The organism is Nocardia speluncae NBRC 108251 (genome assembly GCF_001613245.1).
Taxonomy (GTDB): Bacteria; Actinomycetota; Actinomycetes; order Mycobacteriales; family Mycobacteriaceae; genus Nocardia; species Nocardia speluncae.
In genome coordinates this window covers 175950-197746 of sequence record NZ_BDBZ01000013.1, presented here as the reverse complement: position 1 = coordinate 197746, position 21797 = coordinate 175950, and the positions used below count along the sequence as shown (strand labels likewise).

Genomic DNA, 21797 nt, shown 5'->3' with positions numbered 1-21797 from the left:
GATCCCTCACCGGGACGCACGGCACAGGAAGGCGGTGGCCGTACGGCCGATTCGGGTGATCACCAGTGTGTACGGTTCGGAGCCGTTCGGTTTCAGCCGGCGCCGCAGCGCATCCGGGTCGGTGTCCACCCCTCGGATGAGGATCTCCAGGGCACCGCAGTCGCGGCGGCGGAGCTCGGTACGCACTGCCTTCTCGCGGAATTCGAACCGGTCGAGGATCCGGAATCCGCGGACACCGGCAGGCAGCCGGTCACCGGTGAGATAGGCGATCCGGGGGTCCAGCTGCCACAGCCCGTGGCGAGCCGCATAGTGCCGAACGAGCCCTGCCCGGACCACCGCGCCGTCCGGGTCGATGATCCACTCCCCCGGCGCCCGCTCCGGGATCTCGTCAGGATCGGCGTCGGTCAGGGTGGTAACCGTGTCCGGGGCCGTGAGCACCGTGGCCCGGCGGGTGACGCCCGGTTCACTCAACCCCGCCGACCACAGGCAGGCTTCGCGGACCGCCCCGTCCAGTGATACCACCTCGATCTCACCCATCCAGCCGAGCCGATCGAAATCCAGTCCGGGCGCACACTTCACAGCCATGTCCCGCCCGGGGTAGGCAGCCAGCAGGTCCGGTAGCGGTGGTTGCAGAGCGGCCGGGTCGAAGGTGCGCTTACCACCCGCCCGGCGGGCCGGGTCCGCAATGATCACCGTGCCGGCGGTACACGGCACCAGCGCATCGGCCCGGACGAGAAGGGGGCTCGGCGATGGCGCCTCCGCCGCCGTGCGGGATGTCGTCCCGGACCGGGCCCGCACCTCCGGGTTCGGGGCGCAGCGGGTATCCACCGGAGTCCGGGCAGACACCGCTCGGGACAGGTTGTGGCGGGCCATGGCGAGCCGGACCGGGTCGAGGTCGCTACCGACGACGTGGGGGCACACCCGCGCCAGCTCGACCAGTTCCGCGCCGATCGAGCAGGTCACATCGTGCACATCGCGACCCGCCAGCCGGGCGGCGCGATGCCGGGCCACCAGGGTCGGGGTGGCCTGCTGGAGCGCGTCATCGGTGAACAGCCAGTCCTGGGCACCGGACAGTTTGGCCGCCGCCCGGCGGCGCAGGCGCACGGTTTCGATCAGCGCGGGCGCCCGGTCGCCGTGCACGCGGCGCACAGCCGCCACATCGTGTAGCTGTGAGGCCGCCGTGAGCTCCCGCTCCGCGACCTCGGCCAGCGCGGCCGCGCCCGGCGGCGAAGCCAGATAGGCGATATCGGCCGTACTGAAGCCGTACCCCACTTACTTGCCGGCGCCCGGTTTCACCCCGGTGATCATGGCGTTGTAGAAGAACTGGCGCGGAACCACCCGGCTCATCACGTTCTCGTCCACCCAGCTGAGCCCGAGCCACGCCCGGTACATCGCCATGCGGTAACCGAAAGTGAGTTTCTCGTCCGGCACAGCGGCCTCGAAGGTGCGTACCGGCCAGCCCCACAGGGCGGCAGCGAATTCCTCGGTATGCGCGGCCACGTCCACAGCGCCCGCGGAACGGGCGATATCCTCGAGCTGGGTGGGGTCGAAGGTGTGCAGATCGACCACGGCCTCCAGAGCCGCGGCACGCGACGATTCGTCCAGTTCCTCCTGGGGCCGGCGCCAATCCCGCAAAAACGGGAGCTTGGTAATGGCGGTGGTGGCCTTCCAGGTGATGTTGCCCAGGTTGCGGGCGTAGAAGTTGCCGACGGTGGTGGGTTCACCGGCGAAGACGAAGCGGCCGCCCGGCTTCAGAACGCGCAGGCATTCCCGCAGTGACTGCTCGACATCCGGGATGTGATGCAGCACCGCGTGACCGACCACCAGATCGAAGGTGTCGTCGTCGTACGGGATGGTTTCGGCATCGGCGACCCGGCCGTCCACATCCAGGCCCAGGTGCTCGGCGTTACGCAGCGCGACCTTCACCATCCCGGGCGACAGGTCGGTCACCGAACCGGACTTCGCGATACCGGACTGCATCAGGTTCAGCAGGAAGAAACCGGTTCCGCAACCCAGCTCCAGGGCCCGTTCGTACGGCAGATCCGCCTCGCCGACCGCGGCATCGAACCGGCCGCGGGCGTATTCGATACAGCGTTCGTCATAGGAGATCGACCATTTGTCGTCGTAGGTCTCCGCTTCCCAGTCGTGATAGAGCACCTGGGCGAGCTTGGTGTCCTCGAATGCTGCTTCGACCTCCGCGGCGGTGGCGTGCGGATGTGGTGCGGGGTCGTCGGGGCGTACCGTCATGGTCGGAAAGCCTAATGGGTGCTGCTGGGCGCAGCCCATCCGCAGTCCGCGCACGGCCGGAGCGAAGGCAGAGGTATCGCCTATCCCTTGCTTCGGGATGGCTTGATACCAGCGCGTGGGTCCGGGTGGGCATGGCCTCGTTCAGGCGCCGGTGAATTCGGCGAACCCCGGCCCGTCCCGCAGGTAGGACCGTGTTCCCAGGCGCTGATCGGCAGTATCGAACAGCTGTGCCCATTCGGTGCGGGCCCGTTCGTGACCGTGCGGTCCCGCCTCGAACACCGCTTTTGCCGCCGCCAGCGCGCGGGCCGGTCCGGTGCTGAACTGCCGGGCCCACGCGATCGCCGAATCGAGCACATCGTCGGGTGCGACCACCTGATCCACCAGACCCAGCCGCGCGGCCTCCTCGGGTTCTACGAAACGCCCCGTGAAAACGAGATCCTTGGCAGCGCCCGGACCGACCAGCAGCGATAGCCGCCGGATACCGGCGAGCGGGATCATTCCGGTGCCGATCTGCGGCAGCCCGAGTTTGACGTTGTCGCCGATGATCCGCCGGTCCGCGCCCAGGGCCAATTCCAGCCCGGCGCCGAGCGCATACCCACTGATCGCCGCGACTGTCGGCTGCGGGATCCGGGCCAGACAGCCCAGCGCCGTCTGCAGGTCGGCAGCCATGACGGTGGCCTGTTCGGCCGGCAGGGCGGCGAGTTCGGCCAGATCGTCACCCGCGCAGAAAACCCGCTCGTCGCCGTAGACCACCAGTGCCGCGATCCCGGAATCCGCGCCGCAGGCTTCGGCTGCCGCGGCGATCTCCCGGATCAGCTGGGTGCCGAACAGGTTCAGCGGCGGCCGGTCGATCCGCAGCACCGCCACGCAGCGGCCGGAACCGCCCGTGAGGTCGGGTTCGAGCCGGGACAGGGATACGAATTCGGCCATGGGCCGATACGCTACCGGGCGCCCGAACCGGCGCCGCCGCGGCCGGAACCGCCCAGCAGGGAGGGATCGGTATCGCGCATCCCCTTGGACCCCTGGAGCCGGGACGCGTCCGGTATATCGGCGAAATAGCTCATGTTGTCGGGGAATTGCAGCAGCATCTTCCCGTCCACGGGACCGAATTCCGGCTGGATCGGTTCGATCGGAGGTTCGGCGGCGAGGATCGCCGCAGTGTCGGAGTAGGCGCCCAGCGAGGTCAGCTGCGACCAGGTCGGCGGCAGCAGTACCTGTTCACCGGCTTTCCAGGTGGCCAGCGCGGCGGCCGGGGTGGACCAGTGCACGCCGTCGGATTCCGAGGTCGCTCCGTCGGCCAGCTGGCCTGCGGGCAACAGTGCGACGAAGAAATGGGTGTCGTAACGGCGGCGCTCCACGGTCGGGGTGATCCACCGCGCCCACGGCCGCAGCAGGTCGGCGCGCAGGACGAGCTTCTCCTCGGCCAGGAATTCGGCCAGGGTCAGATCGCGTCTTTCGATCCGTTCCCGCTGCCGCCGGTATCCGGCGGTATCGGCGACCACGGTGTCGGCGGTGGGGCCGGCCAGCAGCACCCCGCACTCCTCGAAGGTCTCCCGTACCGCAGCGCATACGAGCGCCTTCGCCCGCGCCTCGGTCACCCCGAACCGCTGCCCCCACCAGTTCGGCGCCGGCCCGGCCCAGTCGATATCGACCTCCGCGTCCACCGGATCCACCCGGCCACCGGGAAAGGCGGTCATCCCGGCCGCGAACTCCATCGCCCCGGCCCGCCGCTGCAGGAAAACCTCCGGACCGTCCGCACCGCCGTCACGCACCAGCATCACCGTCGACGCATCCTTGGCTTCGGGCACTTCGGCAGGTTCCGGCACAGTCGTCTCACTCACACCTGCACCCTAACGCTGACCACACACTATGGCTGAGGCGGACGACCAAGACCTGGGTAGCGGCGAATCACGTTGTCGAGGGTGTCCATTTCTTCGGCAGTCAGGTAGCCCACCGGGTCGCCGAGTAAATAACTGGAATCGAGGACCGGATCTGATCCCCCCTCAGCGGGAGCGATGCCTGCCGAGGCGGCGGGCGCGGCGGGCGAAGAAGCGGTCGTCGATCCGGTCCAGAGCAATGGATTGGCGGAAGGCTTCGCTGAGGTTCTCGGCGGTCAGCACATCGCCGAGCAGGCCCTGCTTCACGATTTCCCCCTCGCTCAGCAACATGCAGTGGGTGAACCCGGGCGGGATCTCCTCGACGTGGTGGGTCACCAGGACGAGGGCGGGCGCATCGGGGTCGGCGGCGAGATCGCCGAGGCTTTCCACCAGTTCCTCGCGACCCCCCAGATCCACCCCGGCGGCCGGTTCGTCGAGCAGCAGCAGTTCCGGATCGGTCATGAGGGCGCGCGCGATCAAGACCCGCTTGCGTTCGCCCTCCGAGAGCGTGCCGTAGGTGCGGTCCAGAAGATGTTCCGCGCCCAGGCTTTCCAACATATCGATCGCGCGGTCGATATCGATATCGTCGTACTTCTCGCGCCACCTGCCGAGTACCGCGTACCCCGCGGAGACGACCAGATCGGCGACCCGTTCCTCGGCGGGAATCCGGGCCGCCAGCGCCGCCGAGGACAAACCGATCCGCGGCCGCAGCTCGCTGATATCGGTCCGGCCCAGGCGTTCACCCAGCACGTAGGCCGTCCCGTAGGAGGGATGGTTTTCGGCGGCCGCGAGCTGCAGCAGCGACGTTTTACCGGCCCCGTTGGGCCCCAATATCACCCAGCGTTCGTCGAGTTCGACCTGCCAGGTGACAGGCCCGACGAGCGTATGCCCGTTGCGGCGGATGGAAACGCTGGTGAAGTCGATGAGCAGATCTGGATCGGGGTGCGCCACGGCCTCCATCTTGTCTCGAGACGTACTGGGTCGCGGCACCGGGCACGCTACCGGTGATCGAGTCGCGCCGGGCGGGTGGCGATCACCGTGGTCGATCCGGGAGCCACCTCGGTGAAACCCGCATCGCGGACCGCAGTCGCCGCGCTACGCGCCACCGCGGTGCGCAGCATCTCCCATTCGTCGGGCTCGGCTTCACGGACCGCACAGGCGAATCCGCGCTGCGCCCAGGCCCGCGCCTGCTCCACCGGCAACGCACCGGCGAACAGCATGCTCGCATGCCCGACCTGCGCGGCGGCCTTACCGACCGTCATCCCCAGCGCGGCATTCACCCAGAACACCGGTACATCCAGCGGAACCGGCCCCGGATCATCGGACTCCAGGTCGGTACCACCGATCTGGAGCCGCCGGATCCGCGGATCCACCGACCCCACCGGCCCCGGCACCAACGCCCGCACCAACGCCCCACCGCTTTCGACGGTCACCCCGGGCACCTCGTTCGCGGCTGCCCACTGCGCACCCCGCGCCCGCCGGGCGACCTTCCGGATCCGCGACCGCTTCCACGCCAGATACGGCTGCTCCCACTCGCCCGCGGAACCCACCCGCGGGTCCAGGCACAGCGCCACCGCCGCACCGGCCGCCGCGGCAAGCAGATCACTCCGCGCCGGCGGATCCGTCTTGGGCAGATGCAACACCATCTGCATGGCCTGGACCTGAGCGGGATCATCGGGGTCGCCCGAACCCCCATAACCCGCGGCAAGTTCCGAGTGGCGCTCGGAAAACCCTGGGTCACCGTAGAAATCGACATCCGGGTCCGGCGGCAGATCCCCTACCTCGTCCCATTCGTGATCGCCCGCCACCACATCCGCGCCGCTATCCGGCAGCATCACACAAAGCCTCCAAGCACCCGACCAACACCGGTCGACAGCCTACCTACGCCCTCGCACTACACCCGCCGTGGACCTGCCTCCGCAACCCGCTCCGGCAACATGGCAGGTACACACACCTCGCCGCGGTCCAGCGCGTCTACCCCAGCGGTACTCGCCGCAGCAGGCCATCTTCCGCATCCGCGGCCTCCACCTCGTCCCGGGTGACCCCGAGAATGAACAGCACCGCGTCGAGGTAGGGATGCGACAAGGCGGTGTCGGCGACCTCGCGCAGCGCCGGTTTGGCGTTGAACGCCACACCCAGACCCGCCGCGTTCAACATATCGATATCGTTGGCCCCGTCGCCGACCGCGACCGTCTGCTCCATCGGGACCCCGGATTCGGCCGCGAAAGCCCGCAGCGCGGTCGCCTTGTAGGCACGGTCCACGATCTGCCCCGCCACCCGGCCGGTGAGTGTGCCCTCGACCACTTCCAGCACATTGGCCTGCACGAAATCGAGTTCGAGCTCACGGGCCAGCGGATCGATCACCTGCCGGAAACCACCGGACACCACACCGCACCGGAAACCGAGACGTTTCAGTGTCCGGATGGTCGTGCGCGCGCCGGGCGTCAGGGCGATGGTCGCCGCGACCTCCGCGATCACCGATTCGTCCAGCCCGGCCAGGGTCGCCACCCGCTGCCGCAACGATTCCGCGAAATCGATCTCACCGCGCATCGCCGCCTCGGTGACGGCACGCACCTGCTCCTCGACGCCCGCATAGGCGGCCAGCATTTCGATGACTTCCCCCTGAATGAGGGTCGAATCCACATCGAACACGATCAGCCGTTTGGCCCGCCGAGCCAGCCCGGCCCGCTCCACCGCGATATCGACGCGCTCGGTGACCGCGACCTCGGCCAGCGCCGTCCGCAGCCGCGAATCGGTATCACCGGCCCGATCCGGGGCGGTAACCATCAACTCCATACCGGTGACCGGATAGTCGGCTATACCGCGAATCAGATCGATGTTCACGTCGAGCGCGGCCAGCTCTCGCGACACCGCACTGAACGCCCGCGCCGTCACCGGCGCGCCCAGCACCACCACGGCATGCGTGGAAACCGGGCCTCGGGCGGCATCGGCATCGACGTCCACATCGACCTGCATACCGACGGTGTTCATCGCCTCTTCGAGGTCGTCCTGCAAAGATTCGGGATCGGAGGGGCAGCTGACCAGCACGCCCAACGTGAGCCGGCCGCGGATCACCACCTGCTCGATATCGAGCAGACTCACCCGATGCCGCGACAACGCGGTCAACAACACCGAGGTGACCCCCGGGCGATCGGGCCCGGTAACGGTGACGAGAACGGTCGTCTCGGCCAAGAACCTGCTCACTCTCTGTATCATTGCGCCGCCTCCGGCGGCGCGGGGTTCGGGGCTCTATGGGTCTCGTTCTTCACTCCGCCGCTCCTCCGCTTCGCTCCCCCGCTCTGTCGCTCCAGAACGAGACGGGCCCCGAGCCTTTGAGGTGGGCGAATCCGGGGCGCTGCACTGCGCCGTGACGGAGGGCCTGGAATCGTGCAAGACCCTCCACAATCTAAGCGTTCCGCACTCGGCCCGCTGCCGACGGCCCCTCTGTTGCGCGACCGGAAACGCAGTACGCCCGCCGACCTGGGCCGACGGGCGCATCTGTGCACTGCGGGGACGCGTCAGGACTTGACCAGCGTCTCCTCGGGATGGTGTTTGGCTTCACCACTGAGCCCGACGTGTGCTTCCTTGCGCATCCGCTCGATCATGTGCGGGTAGTGCAGTTCGAAAGCCGGACGTTCGGACCGGATCCGCGGCAGTTCGTAGAAGTTGTGCCGTGGCGGCGGGCAGCTGGTGGCCCATTCCAGCGAGTTGCCGTAACCCCACGGATCGTCCACTGTCACCACCTCGCCGTAGCGGTAGCTCTTGAAGACGTTCCACAGGAACGGCAGCATCGAGGCACCCAGGATGAAGGCGCCGATGGTGGAGATGGTGTTCAGCGTGGTGAACCCGTCACCGGCCTGGTAGTCGGCGTAGCGGCGGGGCATACCCTCGGCACCCAGCCAGTGCTGTACCAGGAAGGTGAGGTGGAAACCGAAGAACGTGGTCCAGAAGTGCCACTTCGCAAGACGTTCGTCCAGCATGCGACCGGTCATCTTCGGGAACCAGAAGTAGATACCGGCATAGGTGGCGAACACGATGGTGCCGAAGAGCACGTAGTGGAAGTGCGCGACCACGAAGTAGGAGTCGGTGACGTGGAAGTCCAGCGGCGGGCTGGCCAGGATGACACCGGACAGACCACCGAACAGGAAGGTGACGAGGAAGCCCACCGAGAACAACATCGGTGACTCGAACGTCAATTGCCCCTTCCACATGGTGCCGATCCAGTTGAAGAACTTCACGCCGGTCGGGACCGCGATCAGGAAGGTCATGAACGAGAAGTACGGCAGCAGCACCGCGCCGGTGGCATACATATGGTGCGCCCACACGGCGATGGACAGGGCCGCGATACCGAGGGTCGCGTAGACCAGGGTGGTGTAGCCGAAGATCGGTTTACGGCTGAACACCGGGAAGATCTCGGAGACGATACCGAAGAACGGCAGCGCGATGATGTACACCTCGGGATGCCCGAAGAACCAGAACAGGTGCTGGTAGAGCAGGATGCCGCCGGTCCCGGGGTCGTAGATGTGGCCGCCCAGGTGGCGGTCGTAGGCCAGACCCAGCAGGGCGGCGGTCAGCAGTGGGAACGCGAGCAGGATCAGCACGCTGGTGACGGCGATGTTCCAGGTGAAGATAGGCATCCGGAACATGGTCATACCCGGAGCGCGCAGGCAGACCACGGTCGTCAGCATGTTCACACCACCGAGGATGGTGCCCAGGCCGGAAACGGCCAGGCCCATGATCCACAGGTCGGTGCCCACACCCGGCGAATGCAGGATATCGGTGAGCGGCACGTACGCCGTCCAGCCGAAGTCCGCGGCACCGCCCGGGGTGATGAAGCCCGCGGTCGCCATGCTGGCGCCGAACGCGTACAGCCAGTAGCTGAAGGCGTTCAGTCGCGGGAAAGCGACGTCGGGGGCGCCGATCTGCAGCGGCAGGATGATATTGGCGAAACCGAACACGATCGCGGTCGCGTAGAACAGCAGCATGATCGTGCCGTGCATGGTGAACAGCTGGTTGAACTGCTCGGGCGAAAGGAACTGCAGGCCCGGCCGAGCGAGCTCACCTCGCATCATCAGCGCCATCAGGCCGCCGATGAGGAAGAACGCCATCGAGGTGGTCAAGTACATGACACCCAGGACCTTCGGGTCCGTGGTTGTCACCGCCTTGTATATGAACGACCCCTTCGGCCCCAATCGTGCCGGGAATGGCCGAGTCGCTTCCACCCCCTGCGGGACTGGCTTGGGCTCTACGGCAGTCACTGATCCTCCTGAAGGTGCCTTTAGGGTCGCTCCGCAGGCTCCACTGTTTGCCCGCTGACCCGTCGCGCGGGACAGCCAACGGTTAGCTTGCGCTTCTCGAATCGTAAACCGTCCGCCGAGCGGCGACCGAACGGGTCCTACTCTGTGTCGTACTACCGGCCTGTCAAGTTCCGCGCAACGGGCCGCCGAGCTGCGGAACCATCGCGGCACCCGGAGCCCTGCGACCGGTGGCCGCCGCCGCCCGCACCCGCAGGACCTGCCCGTCCGCCTGCGCGCGCGGTACGGGCAGCCACCTCGGCGATCGGGGGCCGAGCTCGGCGGCAGGCGCTGGCGCGCAGCGAATCCCGGTGGGCATGTACCCTTCCCGGCATGCCGGTGAGCCCTGCTGTCCGTACCCCAGCCGCGCGCAAACCCCGGAACTCCACCCGGGCGCGCCGCGCCCACCGGTTCGTGGGCGCCGCGCTCGCCTGTATCGCGGTGGCGGTGGCCGGATGCGCGAGCCAACCCGATAACTCGGCGTCGATCGTCCGCACCACCACCAAGATCGCCGGCGCGGGTGTGGTCGGGACGGAGCGGGACACCACACAGGCGTGCCCGCTGCCCGCCCCCGCCGATCCGGCCGACGGCCCCACCCGTGCCGTCCGGCACGCCTCGGGTGAATCGCGGGTTCCGGCCGATCCGCAGCGAATCGTGGTGCTCGGCACCTCCGCACTCGACGCGACCTGTGCCGTGGGCCTGTGGGAGCGGGTCGTCGGCGCCACCACCGTCCCCGGCCCGGCGCCCCAGCCGGGTTACCTGGGATACGGGGTGCTGGAGGTCCCCGGCGTCGGTGTCGCCACCGATCCCGACCCCGCGCTCATCGCCCAGCTCGACCCCGACCTCATCATCGGCGAGGTACCGGCAGGCCGGGGCAACTACGCCGCCCTGAGCGATATCGCCCCGACGGTCCTGGTCGGCACCGACAAGACCTGGGAGGAGCAGTTCAGCGCGTTCGCGGGTGCCATGGGCCGCGCTACCTTCGGGCGAGAGGCGCTCGACGACTACCGCACCGAGGCCGCCGACACCGGTAAATCCATCAACGCGGCATTCACCGAGGCATCCCTGGTCCGGTTCACCGCCACCGGTAGCGAGATCATGGGCAGCGAAACCTTCGCGTCGCAGGTTCTCGCCGATACCGGCGCGCAACGGCCGGCCGCGCAGCGGGACGAATCGGAACCGCTGGACGAATCCGATCCCGTCGCCGCCGAGGGCGATCTCATCTATGTCATGTTCGCCGGTCCGGAGGGCCAGGAGCACGGCGAATCGGTGATGCGTTCGTCGGAGTGGAAAGAACTCGGTGCGGCCACCGACGGCCGTACCTTCGTGGTCGACGACGCTCTCTGGCACACCACGGGCCTGACCTCGGCGCGTGCGGTACTCACCGATATCCAGGACAGCCTCAACTCCTACGTGATGGAGTGATCCCGGCGCCGAACACCTGTTCGCGACCTCCCCGAGACCATCCCGGAACAATGAAATCGCAGGTGAGAGCACCGGATGCCGGTACCGTCGAAGTATGGGCGCCGGTGGTGATCGCTCACTCGGTTACCGGTTGAGTATCGGGATCGTCATCGGACTGGCGATCGGGATCCCGCTCGGCCTCGCAGTCCTCGGCAATCTCGCCCTCGGGGTGGGGCTCGGAATCGGTTTCGGTCTGGCGTTCGGCCTGGCCATGTCGCCGTCGTCGTCGGGCGACGACGGATCGAGCGGCCGGCACAAACCACCCGGCGACGACTGAAGTAGGCTCGGCGCCTGCGGTTGCCAGTGCGCCGAAGTTCCCGCTCTTCTAGCGCATTCGACGCTGAAAACACAAGTTCTGGTGCCGCTCGGTGATTCGACCCCCAAGGGGTAGTGTTACGGCACGCGCAGGGTTGTCGTCGGATTCGTTGGGAAGGGTGTGGAAGCAGCATGAAGCTCATCGATCGGGTGTCATCTATGCCGTAGGTTGAACCCATGGCAAGAGTAGTAGGAAGACTCCGTATCTCCAGGGCAACCGAGGAATCAACCTCGCTGGAACGACAAGAAGAACTGATACAGCAGTGGGCTGACATGCACGGGCATGTCGTGGTCGGCTGGGCTGTAGACCGGGACGTATCCGGGTCCGTCGACCCGTTTGATACCAAGGGCCTAGGGCCCTGGCTCACCGACACAGGTTCAGACAAGTACGACTTGTTGGTTGGGTGGAAGCTCGACCGGTTCGGGCGCCGAGTGATCCCGCTGAACAAGTTGTTCGGCTGGTGCTTGGACCACAACAAGGCGTTGGTGTGCATCTCGGATCAGATCGACCTGAGCAACTGGATAGGCCGCTTGGTCGCCAACGTCATAGCCGGTGTCGCCGAAGGTGAACTAGAGGCCATAGCGGAACGATCCTCCGCCTCTCGGGCGAAACTGTTGAAGCTCGGCAGGTTCCCCGGTGGAGCAGTCCCCTACGGGTTCCAGAAATACCGGGCCGACGTCGGATGGAAACTGAAAGCTCATCCGGAACACTCGAAAATCGTTCGACGGATCGTAAACGAAATCATCTCGGGTAAATCCGTATCCGAAGTAGCTCACGACTTGACCGAGGACAAGGTACCCACTGCGACCGGGAAGAAATCCCGGTGGGAATCTATGACGCTGTGGCAGATCACCGAATCCAAAACACTGCTGGGCTACGCGACGTACAAGGGTGAAGTCGTTCGGGACGATCAGGGAGAACCCGCGATGCTCGCGGAGCCGTTGATAACCCTGGATGAATGGAACCGGCTGCAAGCCGCCAGAGAACGACGGCGTAACCCGAACACTAAACGGACCCGGAGCGCGTCACCGCTACTCGGTGTAGCGAAGTGTGCCACCTGCGGCGGTAACTTTACGCATATGGACCACAACAAAGAGGGGAAGAACTACCGGTACTACCGGTGCACCAAGAACCACCCGGACCATAAACAGATTCCAGCGAAGCAAATAGAGGACCTCCTAGAAGAAATGTTTATCGATGAGCTTGGCGAATACGAGCTTGAAGAACGCCGTTGGGTGTCCGCTAGCAACCACACCGAAGAACTCAACTCCGCTCGTGAGGCTGTAGCCGAGCTGTCTGCGGTCATGGAGGGGATCAAATCCCGCGGTGCGCGGGATACTCTGATCAAACAAATAACCGCGCTGGACTCCAAGATTGCCACACTTGAAGAACTTCCCGTAACCGAGGCTCACTGGGAATACATCCCGACCGGGAAAACGTGGGGGCAAGTGTTCCGCGCTGCTGATTGGTCCGAGCGTAGGAAAACCTTGACGGACGCCGGTATCACCGTAGACGTAAAGATAGAGGGCCAGAAAGGCGCATCCGGTGCCTGGTACGCCAATGTAATTATCCCCGTGGATCTACTCGAACGTTTGCACATCGGATCAACCGAAGAGCATAACAAGCGGCGAGAGGTCCGAGCAGAAGAGATTCGTAAATCACTCGGAATAGGAAACTAAAATGGGATTCGACTGGGATCGCTGGCTGTTCGACATCTACACTCACCCGGATTTCTTCGATACAGAATCCGCACTCTCCGCGTATATCGCCCGAGGCATGCAGGAGGCGAGTCAGGAAACTTTGCCGTTCTCGTGGTCTGAGACTCCGGAGTACGCGAGTGTAACCCTTGGGGTTCCTGAAGATGGGGCACTCGAGAATATCGGTGAGCCGGACGAGATAGTAACCGCAATGATTGCGCTGGAGAACTGTGGATTTTTTGAGCTTCTGATTCACGAGTGGGACGACGAACTCAGCGTACACACGAATATTTGGAAGCCGGTTATCCCGGCGGTTCAGAAGGGTTTGTTCTGATGACTGTCACCCTGCCTAGCTTCTCCGGCGATACCCTCCCGGCACTGGTCGACCTGGAAGCAGACGGGGCGCTGTCCATCCTCACCGAGGAACGCTACGGCTACGGTTCGGCGCATATAGCCGCCGCACACAAGCATTTTGGTGGACCTGCCACCAAAGAACTGGAACACCGATACCTCAGCGCCACGGGACGCGCTCGTGTCCTGACGGTGTGGCGACTGATGTCTAACTGACTGCCTGGGGCCGGGGGATGTAGGTAGCATCCCCCGACCACCGGTCAGGCTACAGCTAGCCGACTACTGATTTACAGATGACCTCGTAATGGTGCAGACGACCACGGATCACATGGCGTTCTACAGCACCATCGGCTATCAGGCCAGAATAATTACCGGTCACCTGATACGGACCCCACGAGAACCGCAGTTCGTTTACTGCATTCTTAGCGGGGATATCTGCCATCGGATGGATGATGAGCCGGTACCGGTTGATTACCGAAGCTAGATCACTCGATATTGACACATCAGAGTCCAGCGAGAATACTTCCGCTGGAACATCCGGAACCGTGACATCAATCTTCGTCGGATTATTGAACGGGTCTTTAGGTCCGTCTATTTTGTAGACGACCGTCACCCGGTCATGAAAGATCATGCCGCCCGCTTTCTGTACCGGTTCAACACCGCTAGTTCAGCGAGGTTAAAACCGGTGAATCCTCCTCGGACACCTACCGATCCCACGGTTTGATCCAACTGTTCCGGATTAGCCACCAGACGAGACGTAGCAGTGACGATAACCGCTTCAATCTCAGCGTTGGGGATATTCGCGGTAAACCCCCCGTCGCGGGTGTAGGCCCGGACCATAGACGTAATCACCACGGCATGAGCCGAAGCCATAGCCACCAATTCAGTATTGGTGGCTTGGCCAAGGAATGCCGCTACTTGTTCACCCGTAACGGCAGCCATGATTACGCCACGTCCGTCAGGACAACAACGCCTTCGGGATGAAGCAGACCCAGGTCATACCGGGTAACCACCCGGATAGCCTGCTGGTCGTACTCGGCGAACCGCTCGGAGAGCACAGTCACCGACGGGGCCAGGTCCCGAACCACGGCCACCTGTGCCATGTCGACAAGCACAGCCTTACCGGCAGGGAGCTTGTTGGTAACGGTCACCGGGATACCGAACAGCGAGTAAGTAGCACCCGCGTGGACGTTCTCTTCAAGCAGGTACTTGCTAGATCCGGTGGCTTCCTTCAGCTTCCGCAGAGCGAAGAAATCAGCACCCGAGATGAACCAACGGTTCGGGGTAACTTCAGCAGCGGCAGCCAGAGCGAGAGCATCCAGCAGAGTATCCGGATCGGCAACATCGAGTTCGCCGGTCTGCACGCCCGCCTGATTGATCAGGCCGGTGATGCTGTTCGAAGTACCCGCACCGGTCAGCAAAGCGGTATCCAGAGCGTTGGACACATCGCTAACGAGTCGAGTCTTAAGGACAGCGTCCAGACCGACAGTGCTCTGTCGCAGAAGCTCATTGCTGAACTTCGTCATAGCTTTGATGCTCGTACGGTTCGAAGGCATCAAAGTAATTTCACCGAAATCGACATCAGCGTCCGGGATCAGCGCATTCTCAGCGACGAAACCGGCAGCAACGCCAGCGGTCACGGTCGGAATACGCAGCGGCTCCGAAGAATCGAAGATCTGAGGACCCGAAGACAAAACAACCGAAGCAGCCTCCAGCGGCTGAACCAGCAGCGAGGAAACCTGTTCCTGAATCAGTTCAGGGGCAGAAGTAGTGGAGTTGGTCATTACGACCCTTTCATGAAAGGGCAGCGTTAAGCCACCCGTGAATAAAGGACTTCGGTAGTCGCCAGGACTAACCACGGCACAAGGGGGCGCCAGGCCCCGATGTACCGAATGATTTGTTAGGCGCGGGACCTGAGAAGGGCCGCGAGGTCGACGGTGGAAACCGTCTTAGTGGTTGCACCCTGGCCGATATCGCCCCGCGGTTTCCGGGAAGCAAGGTGAGGTTTGTTCTTAATCAGCTCATCAATAGCAGCCTCCAGGGTTGCCGGATCATCGATATGAGCCTCATTAAAAGGCAGGTCCGAAGGATCAGCGAGACGACCGGTCGCTTTCACGAGTTCTACATGAAGCCGATTAGCAAGAGCATCAGCAGACTGAGATTTAACACGGTACTGAGCAGACTCAGCACGTAGTTTCTCGACATAAGCTCGCGGGAAAGTGTCTGAGTCGTCATTGTCCGTTGTTCCTTCGTCGTTAATCGGTTCTTCTATCGAGTCCAGCTCGATATTGTTCGTATCCGATACCTGATCGGTCATACGAATTTCTCCTAGTTTTTAGTTGGCGATGATTTCTCGAACCTCGGCATCGGAATAGCCGAGACGCTTAAGCGCGAACCTTTGAGAGAGCAGACCAGCGGAGAATAGTTTCACCACGGCGTCTGCTTCCTGAGCTACCGACCGGGTAGCCGGATCGGCCCACTGTGCCGACACGCTCACCGACGCAGGGTCGACACCATCGCGAGCAGCGATAGCCAGACGTGCCACCTGTTCCCACGAGCGGCCGAACTGGGATTGTTTGGCCTCAGCTTTGGCAGTCAGAGCAGATTCGGATGATCGCATAGCGTCGGCAGAGGTCGGGTTATCCCCACCGATGCCGAGCATGTGTTCCGGAAGCCCTGATACCGCGCTGATCTGACGCATAATCACATTGATAGCGTTCTGGTATGCGGCGAGGTCAGCGCCTTGCAGTTGTCCGAACTTCGAATCAGCCGCTTCGCTGATCATCATCCGGTCGTTCTCTCCAAACGGGTTAACCGCTTCGGTTTCTCCGGTCGGGTTACCTTCGTCGTCCAACACATCACGCTCGGCAAGCTCTACACCGGTAGCCCACCTGCGAGGCCGGGCCGAGTACTCGGACGACGTGAGCATGTCCGTCGTGAGCTTGGTCAGTGCATCGGTCAACGACAACACCGGCTCCATAGCCGAGACACCCTCACCCAGCAAGCGATCCGAATTCTTGAACCGGACCACCGGGACGACACCCAACGGGTTCTCCAGCTCGTCAACAACCTCGAACCCTTGGGTCGTTGCACCCGTCTGATTGGCCCGGAGACGAACGATCGTGTTCGGAAGGTACAAAACCCCTTCGGTGGTCTTATCGGTCTCCCAGCGCTTGAACCCTGCAACCGTCTCCCTGGTTCCGGGGTCCTCCATGGTCACCATCTGGTGCGCTGTCTCTACGGTGATTTTGTCCCAGACCGTGACGTAGGAATTTCCCAGCGTCAACGCTTCTCGGTGAACGACACCGGACAACTGATCCATATCGTTCTGGAGAAAAAGATCCCAGACCGACAAGTCATCGAAACCAGTGAGCCTCAGACGCTCTGCCAGAGCATCAACCAGCATCCGAGGTACACCGATGCTTACCCGGCTCAGCCGGTTGTTCAGCGCTGCCCGAATCTCGGGAGCAAGGAACGTAAGCGGCTGTTCTCCAGCCGAATACAACTCCAACCGGTGCCTATTAGCAGACCCAGCGTCAAGGCGCTGAGCCATTTCTATGATCAAATCGTCATGCGGCAAAGCTGCCTACTTTCCTACGTGATTTACCCGCGTGGATAGCAGCACGCTCGAACGCGATAATCGCACCGACCGCAGCGTCTATCTTCCGTGGTGAATTCTTTTTGTCTTTGGAAACCAAGTCACCCATCGGTGTTCGCTTAGCCACGCAGTGAGCTAGATGCTTGGAGAGCCTTGCGTCACCGTCGTGGGTGACGTTCCCGGTAACTACGGCTTGGTACAGCCGGTCAGTAGCCGGTGCCATACGCTGAGCGGCAGCGGTGTTCCATTCGAGAACCCGTTTCTCACCGTGGCGCTTAGCCCACGATTCGATCTCGGTACGCCAACCCCACGGGTCGGCGGCGAGTTCTACTACGTCGTATTTCTCGAATGCCATTGCTACCGCGGTATCTACATCCGCCCGCGGTACCCGCCATTGCTGATCCCCGGGGTTCTCCCAGAGTCCCTCTACGAATACGTGTCCATCCAGAGTGCATCCGATAAGCGCTGTCGAGTCACCGGAAGCGGAACCATCGAACGCCAAGACAACTTTGGACCTACCGATTTCCCTATGGTCTGTGCATGCATCCCACGCACCGAACGGCAACCATGCCTCAGTACCGGTCACCCACTGGCCTAGTCGCAGCTGCCTGAACACAGGCTCACGGAGAGTACGCCTAGCAGCCTCCATGCCATCCACGGACAAGAACGGCTGTGTACAGGACATCGCAGGGTTAGCGATCAACCACGCTTCATGGTCATCTACTGCACAACCTTCAGGGGCACCGAATTCTTTCAGGAAGAATGCAGGGTCAGTACCCGACCGGCCGTGTTCAACGAGCTTCCACATGATCGAGTCCGAAGAATCTGACGGAGTAGAGATAGCAAGGGTCAAAGACTCCGGACGCTTACCGGTCACCGAGGTAACCGCCTCCCAAACCTCTTCGGTAACGACGTGAAGCTCATCGATGATCATTAGCGACGGGTCCCAGCCGTGTAGGGCGCTTGGATCAGCGGGCAACGGAATAAGCGTCGCGTCATTCTCCGGCAAGTACAGCTTGTCTTTGTAGACGTGTACACGCTCAGCGAGAACAGGGCTCAGCTCGACCATTCTCCGCGCCAGGTTGAACGTAATCGACGCCTGGCGTTGATCCGAGGCCACGACAAGAACCTCAGCGGACATATCCCCGACGAACATCTCTGCGAGACCCAGCATCGCCGCTAGGGCGGTCTTACCGTTGGCTCGTGGCATGGAGACCAGCGAGGTTCGTACGCCGGGACTGTATGAACCACGGATAATATCCTGCTGAAACTCCCGAAGTTTGACTTTTTTACCGGCTCCAACGCCTTTAGGAACGATGATGTACTCACGAATGAATCGTTCTCGCCGCTTGGCTCTATCCCGTGGATAACCCTTGAAAACCAGCGGTTCGGCCGTAATCGCTTTTTTCCGGCCAGATACCCTACTCGTCATTTTACCCCGCCTTTACTAACGGAAAGGAAGCCTGGACGAGGGAGGGCGAAGCGATCAAAGGGGGGTATATCCCCTGGTCATCTAGATACATCGTGGTTTCCTTCGGTTCTTAAGACGTTGTTCCACCTCCGCTCGTTGAGCTTCGCTCGGTGGTGATCCTGATTTCCTGCCGTTGCATCTACGGCAAAGAATCTGAATGTTCTCCGTCGCGTACACGAGTTCAGGACGTTCAGAGACAGGAATGATGTGGTCTGCGCACAGGTCATTGGTTGCACCGCACTCGGTGCACCATGGTTGGAGCTTTCTCAGCTTGGCGCTGAGTTTCTTCCAACGCGTTGAGTCAGTCTTGACGACTCGGTTCGATGTCTTGACTATCCGGTGTTCTGAGCACCGGGATTCCTTGGATAGTTCACCGCATACAAGACACGGCTTGAATAGATCACTCATGGTTCTTTCATGAGCACACAACAAAGGCCCCCAGCGTCCTGAGAGAGTGGATCTCTCGAAGGCATAGAGAGCGCCGTAGAGGCGTCTCACTGCCACGCTAAGGGCCTAACGGCTCTGGTTGGTGTAGTTGTCTACCCCCGACTAATCCAAGGGCTTAGAAAGGGCAAGTCTGTGAGAGCCCCCCATGAACCGCGCACTCGGGATCACTACACGATGAGCTACCGCACTTGGGTCTACCCCACGAAGACACCGGAGGAGGAAGAACCTCGGGTTCGGGTTCAATGAACTCATCGTGAGTACTGCACGTGTAGTCATCCATGAATGGATCTTTCTTGCACACCGCATACGCCGATGCTCCGCACGGCTGAGCCGACGAGCCCACTGTATTGCTCATAGTCGAGTTCTCCAACGGGGATGTATCGGCCGTCCGGTCGGACGAGCCTAACTGACTTCCAGTTTCACGGTTAACCAACGCATAGGGTTCCTCTCGACCATCGGGGATTCCCGATAGGGAAGGAAAATCCCCGGTGGTCTCTTCCAAGGGATCTACAGATCCCATCGCTTCAGCGCTGGTCTCTATATGAGTAGTTTTATTAGTAGTTTCTTTTTGAGTAGTTATATGAGTAGTAGGTGTGCACTCTAGTTCACTACGTGGTGCACTGTAGTTCACTAGGGTAGTGCACTCTAGTTCACTAGGGGTAGTGAACTGTAGTTCACTAGGGGAATCATAGTGTGCACTGTAGTTCACTACCTTAAGACTCTCTGAAGTCCGACCATAGGTCAGCTGGTACGTGTTGGTCGAACCACCCGAGTTGCCTCGGCTCGGCTTGGACAACCATCCCGCGTCGATATTCTCCTGGATCTGTTTAATGATCCCGCGACGACTAAGGCCGGTAGCTTCTTCCAGCCTCGCTATGGAGATCTTCTCGACCCTAAGCGTCGTGTTGTTGGCGTAGGTCCGAAGGACGTTCATTACCGTACGGTTGATCTTCAACCCGTTGCGGTTGTACGCCTGGTCCCACTGGATAATCTCCAACACGTCGTCGGCAGCGGTGACGAGACGGTTACTGGTCCTGGTGTTCATTAGAGATGCCTTTCGAGGCCGCGATTTGGTTAATAAGGTCTGCAAGGAGTTCGTCGGTCAAGAGAATGAACCGATCGGTTCCTGCGATAGAAATCTTGTGCGTGGTGCACTGGTACTTTTTGTCCCAGTGATTCGAATAAACAACCCGACGGCTCACTGTGCGTACTCCAAACGGATGATCTGATCCAACGGGACAACAACCGCGGTCTTTGCGTTAGTAGACCGGTTCGTATACACAAACCCTGCGAAGTCTCCTTCGCGCATGAACGTTCCGATATCGACCATCCAGGTACGACCCTCAGCGACGGATACGACCTTTACGTGGTCGTCCATGCTTTGGAACCCGATACGTTGCACCGGTTCATCCGGTTTCTTCCTGGCAGGCATCATGCGTGGTGTCGGTTTAGGGGTTGTGATTGCCATCGGTGTTCATCCTTTTTCTTCGCCTGCGCTGGTACGCAGCCTGGTTCAGTCGTTGGCAGTACAAACACCCGCCGTTAGGGCGTCTGTCCTGTGGTCCTGTGATGACGTGCCGACCGGAGCGGCAACGGTTGGTATCCATGCCGCTTCCTTGGGTTGTCTATCGAAAAGAGTCGTAAAAAATCCCGGTCACCTCGTGGTGCCGGGTATGGGGCTGAGGCCCCTCACTTATATATGCCTGTAATATTCGATGTTCATCCTCTAGAAGTGACCAGGGTCACCGATCTAGAACCTTCAGACTCCCTCACTATATAAGTAGGAGCGTTTTTTCATTCTGAAGCTATAGAAGTGGTGTAGATCACCTAGGGAGGTTAGCTTCCGGGGTCTCAACCCCCTCACTTATCTAATGGTGCGATTTTCGAGAAACACGCCCGGCGTAGACCGGAACGTTATCGAATGTTACCAACCTGAGACTGTGGAGGTGTCCACCGCGTGAACTCTCTAGCGTTCGGGGCTGAAGCCCCTCACTTATATATGCATGAGTATTTTTCTCTCCCACCCTTTAAGTACGAGCCTTTTTCAGGGTTGAGACCAGATCGTTACGAAGTACCTCGGTTCGGGGCTGAAGCCCCTCACTTATATATCCCTGTAATATTCGATGTCCGATCACTAGATGTGGTGTAGATCACGGGTACGTCGATATCCTCGCCAGGCTCAAGCTCGGTCCGGTCCGGGACGTAGCCCCGGTCCGCCATGACGTCCCAGGTGTCCAGGTACTTCTTGACCGTGTTTCGAGCAATACCCGAATGATCAGAGAATGACCTCATGGTGCATTTTGAGCCATGACCCCAACGCGCAGCGTTGGCGTTGTCCGGCTCCACACACCGAGCGCCATCCGCCGCCTGGATGAGGACGAATACACGCAGGTCACGCCCAATGTACGGCCCGGGCACAATGGACCTCACTTATTTAATGGTTCTACTTTCGAGGTTTCGCCCTCCGGTGTGTCGATGCTCACGCTGAACTCTCTGGGTGCTGACCCGCAAGCGGCGATCATCCCGCGGGCTACCGCGGGGATCTTCTCTTCGTCCTGAACGAAGCGGCCGACGCCGAACGCAGGGGCGAACACGAACCATCCGTCTTTGTCGGGTCTAACCCGAACCTCGAACGTAGTCATCACAACAGTATGAAGCTATCGCTTCTGGTTGTCATCGCTTCGGATACAGATAGCTACTAGTAGTGATGACATCGTGGTACGTACGTGTCAAGGACTTGAACATGTACCTATGGCCGAGGGAGAGCTACAACGCGTCGTCGGTACCAACCTGCTCCGGATACGCCGTGAGATGAAGCTGAGCCAAGAACGCTTGGCGAACGATGTCCTTGGGCTGTCCACCCGGTACGTGGCAGGCATCGAGGCCGGACGCCACAACATGACGTTGAGGTCTGTAGAACGTCTGGCCGAGGCACTAGGGGTTAACCCGCTGGAACTCATGACCCAGCACTGACGTGCCGGGGCTAACGCCGTATCACTGGGTCGGTAACCCCCTCCTCACCACTGGGATAGTGT

Annotated in this window: 23 protein-coding genes; 6 read left to right on the top strand and 17 right to left on the bottom strand. The window is 61.9% G+C overall.

Going from position 1 to position 21797, the window contains the following annotated elements; genetic code table 11:
* Positions 1-6: 6 nt before the first annotated feature.
* The 8 genes from NS6_RS15105 to ctaD all read right to left on the bottom strand — a co-directional run bounded on the left by NS6_RS15105 (position 7) and on the right by ctaD (position 9382).
* Complete coding sequence (locus tag NS6_RS15105; protein WP_068042140.1) at positions 7-1272, bottom strand: class I SAM-dependent methyltransferase; 1266 nt, start codon at positions 1270-1272, stop codon at positions 7-9.
* A complete protein-coding gene (locus NS6_RS15100; RefSeq protein ID WP_068042137.1) occupies positions 1273-2247 on the bottom strand; it encodes a class I SAM-dependent methyltransferase in 975 nt (324 codons plus the stop codon).
* 141 nt (positions 2248-2388) lie between these two features.
* Entirely contained in the window at positions 2389-3177 is a 789-nt protein-coding gene (locus NS6_RS15095) for an enoyl-CoA hydratase-related protein (RefSeq protein WP_068042134.1), read from the bottom strand.
* Positions 3178-3188: 11 nt separating this feature from the next.
* On the bottom strand, positions 3189-4025 hold the full coding sequence (locus tag NS6_RS15090; protein WP_245669361.1) for an NUDIX hydrolase: 837 nt from the start codon (positions 4023-4025) through the stop codon (positions 3189-3191).
* 225 nt (positions 4026-4250) lie between these two features.
* A complete protein-coding gene (locus NS6_RS15085) occupies positions 4251-5084 on the bottom strand; it encodes an ABC transporter ATP-binding protein (RefSeq protein ID WP_068042133.1) in 834 nt (277 codons plus the stop codon).
* Positions 5085-5122: 38 nt separating this feature from the next.
* Positions 5123-5959 (bottom strand): aminoacyl-tRNA hydrolase, encoded by an 837-nt coding sequence (locus tag NS6_RS15080; RefSeq protein ID WP_084471068.1) that lies wholly within the window; start codon positions 5957-5959, stop codon positions 5123-5125.
* 139 nt (positions 5960-6098) lie between these two features.
* Positions 6099-7316: a phosphoserine phosphatase SerB gene (serB, locus tag NS6_RS15075; protein ID WP_245669358.1), complete on the bottom strand. Its 1218-nt coding sequence runs from the start codon at positions 7314-7316 to the stop codon at positions 6099-6101.
* Positions 7317-7642: 326 nt separating this feature from the next.
* Positions 7643-9382, bottom strand: a complete 1740-nt coding sequence (gene ctaD / locus NS6_RS15070; protein ID WP_068042129.1) for an aa3-type cytochrome oxidase subunit I — start codon at positions 9380-9382, stop codon at positions 7643-7645.
* Between the two features lie 369 nt (positions 9383-9751).
* Between ctaD and NS6_RS15065 the strand changes: the two genes are divergently transcribed.
* The 5 genes from NS6_RS15065 to NS6_RS15045 all read left to right on the top strand — a co-directional run bounded on the left by NS6_RS15065 (position 9752) and on the right by NS6_RS15045 (position 13462).
* A complete protein-coding gene (locus NS6_RS15065; RefSeq protein ID WP_084471067.1) occupies positions 9752-10843 on the top strand; it encodes an ABC transporter substrate-binding protein in 1092 nt (363 codons plus the stop codon).
* A gap of 94 nt (positions 10844-10937) precedes the next feature.
* Positions 10938-11159, top strand: coding sequence for a hypothetical protein (locus NS6_RS15060; RefSeq protein WP_068042122.1), 222 nt, complete (start codon positions 10938-10940; stop codon positions 11157-11159).
* A gap of 215 nt (positions 11160-11374) precedes the next feature.
* Positions 11375-12877: a recombinase family protein gene (locus NS6_RS15055; RefSeq protein WP_084471066.1), complete on the top strand. Its 1503-nt coding sequence runs from the start codon at positions 11375-11377 to the stop codon at positions 12875-12877.
* Between the two features lies 1 nt (position 12878).
* A complete protein-coding gene (locus NS6_RS15050) occupies positions 12879-13229 on the top strand; it encodes a hypothetical protein (protein WP_068042117.1) in 351 nt (116 codons plus the stop codon).
* On the top strand, positions 13229-13462 hold the full coding sequence (locus NS6_RS15045) for a hypothetical protein (RefSeq protein ID WP_068042114.1): 234 nt from the start codon (positions 13229-13231) through the stop codon (positions 13460-13462). Before NS6_RS15050 ends, NS6_RS15045 begins: the two co-directional genes overlap by 1 nt.
* A 55-nt stretch (positions 13463-13517) precedes the next feature.
* On the opposite strand, the gene NS6_RS34720 is transcribed toward NS6_RS15045, so the two are convergent.
* From NS6_RS34720 to NS6_RS15005, 9 genes are all read right to left on the bottom strand, one after another.
* Positions 13518-13859 carry a 6,7-dimethyl-8-ribityllumazine synthase gene (locus tag NS6_RS34720; RefSeq protein WP_157112768.1) on the bottom strand — a complete coding sequence of 114 codons (342 nt, stop codon included), beginning with the start codon at positions 13857-13859 and terminating at the stop codon, positions 13518-13520.
* Between the two features lie 14 nt (positions 13860-13873).
* A complete protein-coding gene (locus tag NS6_RS33905) occupies positions 13874-14188 on the bottom strand; it encodes a hypothetical protein (RefSeq protein ID WP_084471065.1) in 315 nt (104 codons plus the stop codon).
* A gap of 2 nt (positions 14189-14190) precedes the next feature.
* Positions 14191-15030 carry a phage major capsid protein gene (locus NS6_RS15035; RefSeq protein WP_068042106.1) on the bottom strand — a complete coding sequence of 280 codons (840 nt, stop codon included), beginning with the start codon at positions 15028-15030 and terminating at the stop codon, positions 14191-14193.
* A 116-nt stretch (positions 15031-15146) separates the two neighbouring features.
* On the bottom strand, positions 15147-15563 hold the full coding sequence (locus tag NS6_RS33900; RefSeq protein ID WP_084471064.1) for a hypothetical protein: 417 nt from the start codon (positions 15561-15563) through the stop codon (positions 15147-15149).
* 18 nt (positions 15564-15581) lie between these two features.
* Positions 15582-16757 (bottom strand): phage portal protein, encoded by a 1176-nt coding sequence (locus NS6_RS15025; RefSeq protein ID WP_245669350.1) that lies wholly within the window; start codon positions 16755-16757, stop codon positions 15582-15584.
* Positions 16758-16815: 58 nt separating this feature from the next.
* Positions 16816-18276, bottom strand: a complete 1461-nt coding sequence (locus tag NS6_RS15020) for a terminase large subunit domain-containing protein (protein WP_068042097.1) — start codon at positions 18274-18276, stop codon at positions 16816-16818.
* A gap of 81 nt (positions 18277-18357) precedes the next feature.
* Positions 18358-18723, bottom strand: coding sequence for an HNH endonuclease (locus NS6_RS36460; protein WP_084471063.1), 366 nt, complete (start codon positions 18721-18723; stop codon positions 18358-18360).
* A gap of 1237 nt (positions 18724-19960) precedes the next feature.
* Positions 19961-20230: a hypothetical protein gene (locus NS6_RS15015; RefSeq protein WP_157112767.1), complete on the bottom strand. Its 270-nt coding sequence runs from the start codon at positions 20228-20230 to the stop codon at positions 19961-19963.
* Between the two features lie 958 nt (positions 20231-21188).
* Positions 21189-21404, bottom strand: a complete 216-nt coding sequence (locus NS6_RS15005) for a hypothetical protein (protein ID WP_068042088.1) — start codon at positions 21402-21404, stop codon at positions 21189-21191.
* 109 nt (positions 21405-21513) lie between these two features.
* Between NS6_RS15005 and NS6_RS15000 the strand changes: the two genes are divergently transcribed.
* Positions 21514-21735, top strand: coding sequence for a helix-turn-helix domain-containing protein (locus NS6_RS15000; RefSeq protein WP_068042086.1), 222 nt, complete (start codon positions 21514-21516; stop codon positions 21733-21735).
* The last annotated feature ends 62 nt before the right edge of the window (positions 21736-21797 follow it).

Excerpts from the sequence above, each read along its gene's own strand:
- NS6_RS15065 (WP_084471067.1), top strand. The coding sequence starts at position 9,752 with ATGCCGGTGAGCCCTGCTGTCCGTACCCCAGCCGCGCGCAAACCCCGG.
- NS6_RS15100 (WP_068042137.1), bottom strand. The coding sequence starts at position 2,247 with ATGACGGTACGCCCCGACGACCCCGCACCACATCCGCACGCCACCGCC.
- NS6_RS15005 (WP_068042088.1), bottom strand. The coding sequence starts at position 21,404 with ATGACTACGTTCGAGGTTCGGGTTAGACCCGACAAAGACGGATGGTTC.
- NS6_RS33900 (WP_084471064.1), bottom strand. The coding sequence starts at position 15,563 with ATGACCGATCAGGTATCGGATACGAACAATATCGAGCTGGACTCGATA.
- NS6_RS15000 (WP_068042086.1), top strand. The coding sequence starts at position 21,514 with ATGGCCGAGGGAGAGCTACAACGCGTCGTCGGTACCAACCTGCTCCGG.
- NS6_RS33905 (WP_084471065.1), bottom strand. The coding sequence starts at position 14,188 with ATGGCTGCCGTTACGGGTGAACAAGTAGCGGCATTCCTTGGCCAAGCC.
- NS6_RS15085 (WP_068042133.1), bottom strand. The coding sequence starts at position 5,084 with ATGGAGGCCGTGGCGCACCCCGATCCAGATCTGCTCATCGACTTCACC.
- NS6_RS15090 (WP_245669361.1), bottom strand. The coding sequence starts at position 4,025 with ATGCTGGTGCGTGACGGCGGTGCGGACGGTCCGGAGGTTTTCCTGCAG.
- NS6_RS15060 (WP_068042122.1), top strand. The coding sequence starts at position 10,938 with ATGGGCGCCGGTGGTGATCGCTCACTCGGTTACCGGTTGAGTATCGGG.
- NS6_RS15020 (WP_068042097.1), bottom strand. The coding sequence starts at position 18,276 with ATGACGAGTAGGGTATCTGGCCGGAAAAAAGCGATTACGGCCGAACCG.
- NS6_RS15080 (WP_084471068.1), bottom strand. The coding sequence starts at position 5,959 with ATGCTGCCGGATAGCGGCGCGGATGTGGTGGCGGGCGATCACGAATGG.
- NS6_RS15045 (WP_068042114.1), top strand. The coding sequence starts at position 13,229 with ATGACTGTCACCCTGCCTAGCTTCTCCGGCGATACCCTCCCGGCACTG.
- NS6_RS36460 (WP_084471063.1), bottom strand. The coding sequence starts at position 18,723 with ATGAGTGATCTATTCAAGCCGTGTCTTGTATGCGGTGAACTATCCAAG.
- NS6_RS15050 (WP_068042117.1), top strand. The coding sequence starts at position 12,879 with ATGGGATTCGACTGGGATCGCTGGCTGTTCGACATCTACACTCACCCG.
- NS6_RS15035 (WP_068042106.1), bottom strand. The coding sequence starts at position 15,030 with ATGACCAACTCCACTACTTCTGCCCCTGAACTGATTCAGGAACAGGTT.
- NS6_RS15095 (WP_068042134.1), bottom strand. The coding sequence starts at position 3,177 with ATGGCCGAATTCGTATCCCTGTCCCGGCTCGAACCCGACCTCACGGGC.
- NS6_RS15015 (WP_157112767.1), bottom strand. The coding sequence starts at position 20,230 with ATGGCAATCACAACCCCTAAACCGACACCACGCATGATGCCTGCCAGG.
- NS6_RS15055 (WP_084471066.1), top strand. The coding sequence starts at position 11,375 with ATGGCAAGAGTAGTAGGAAGACTCCGTATCTCCAGGGCAACCGAGGAA.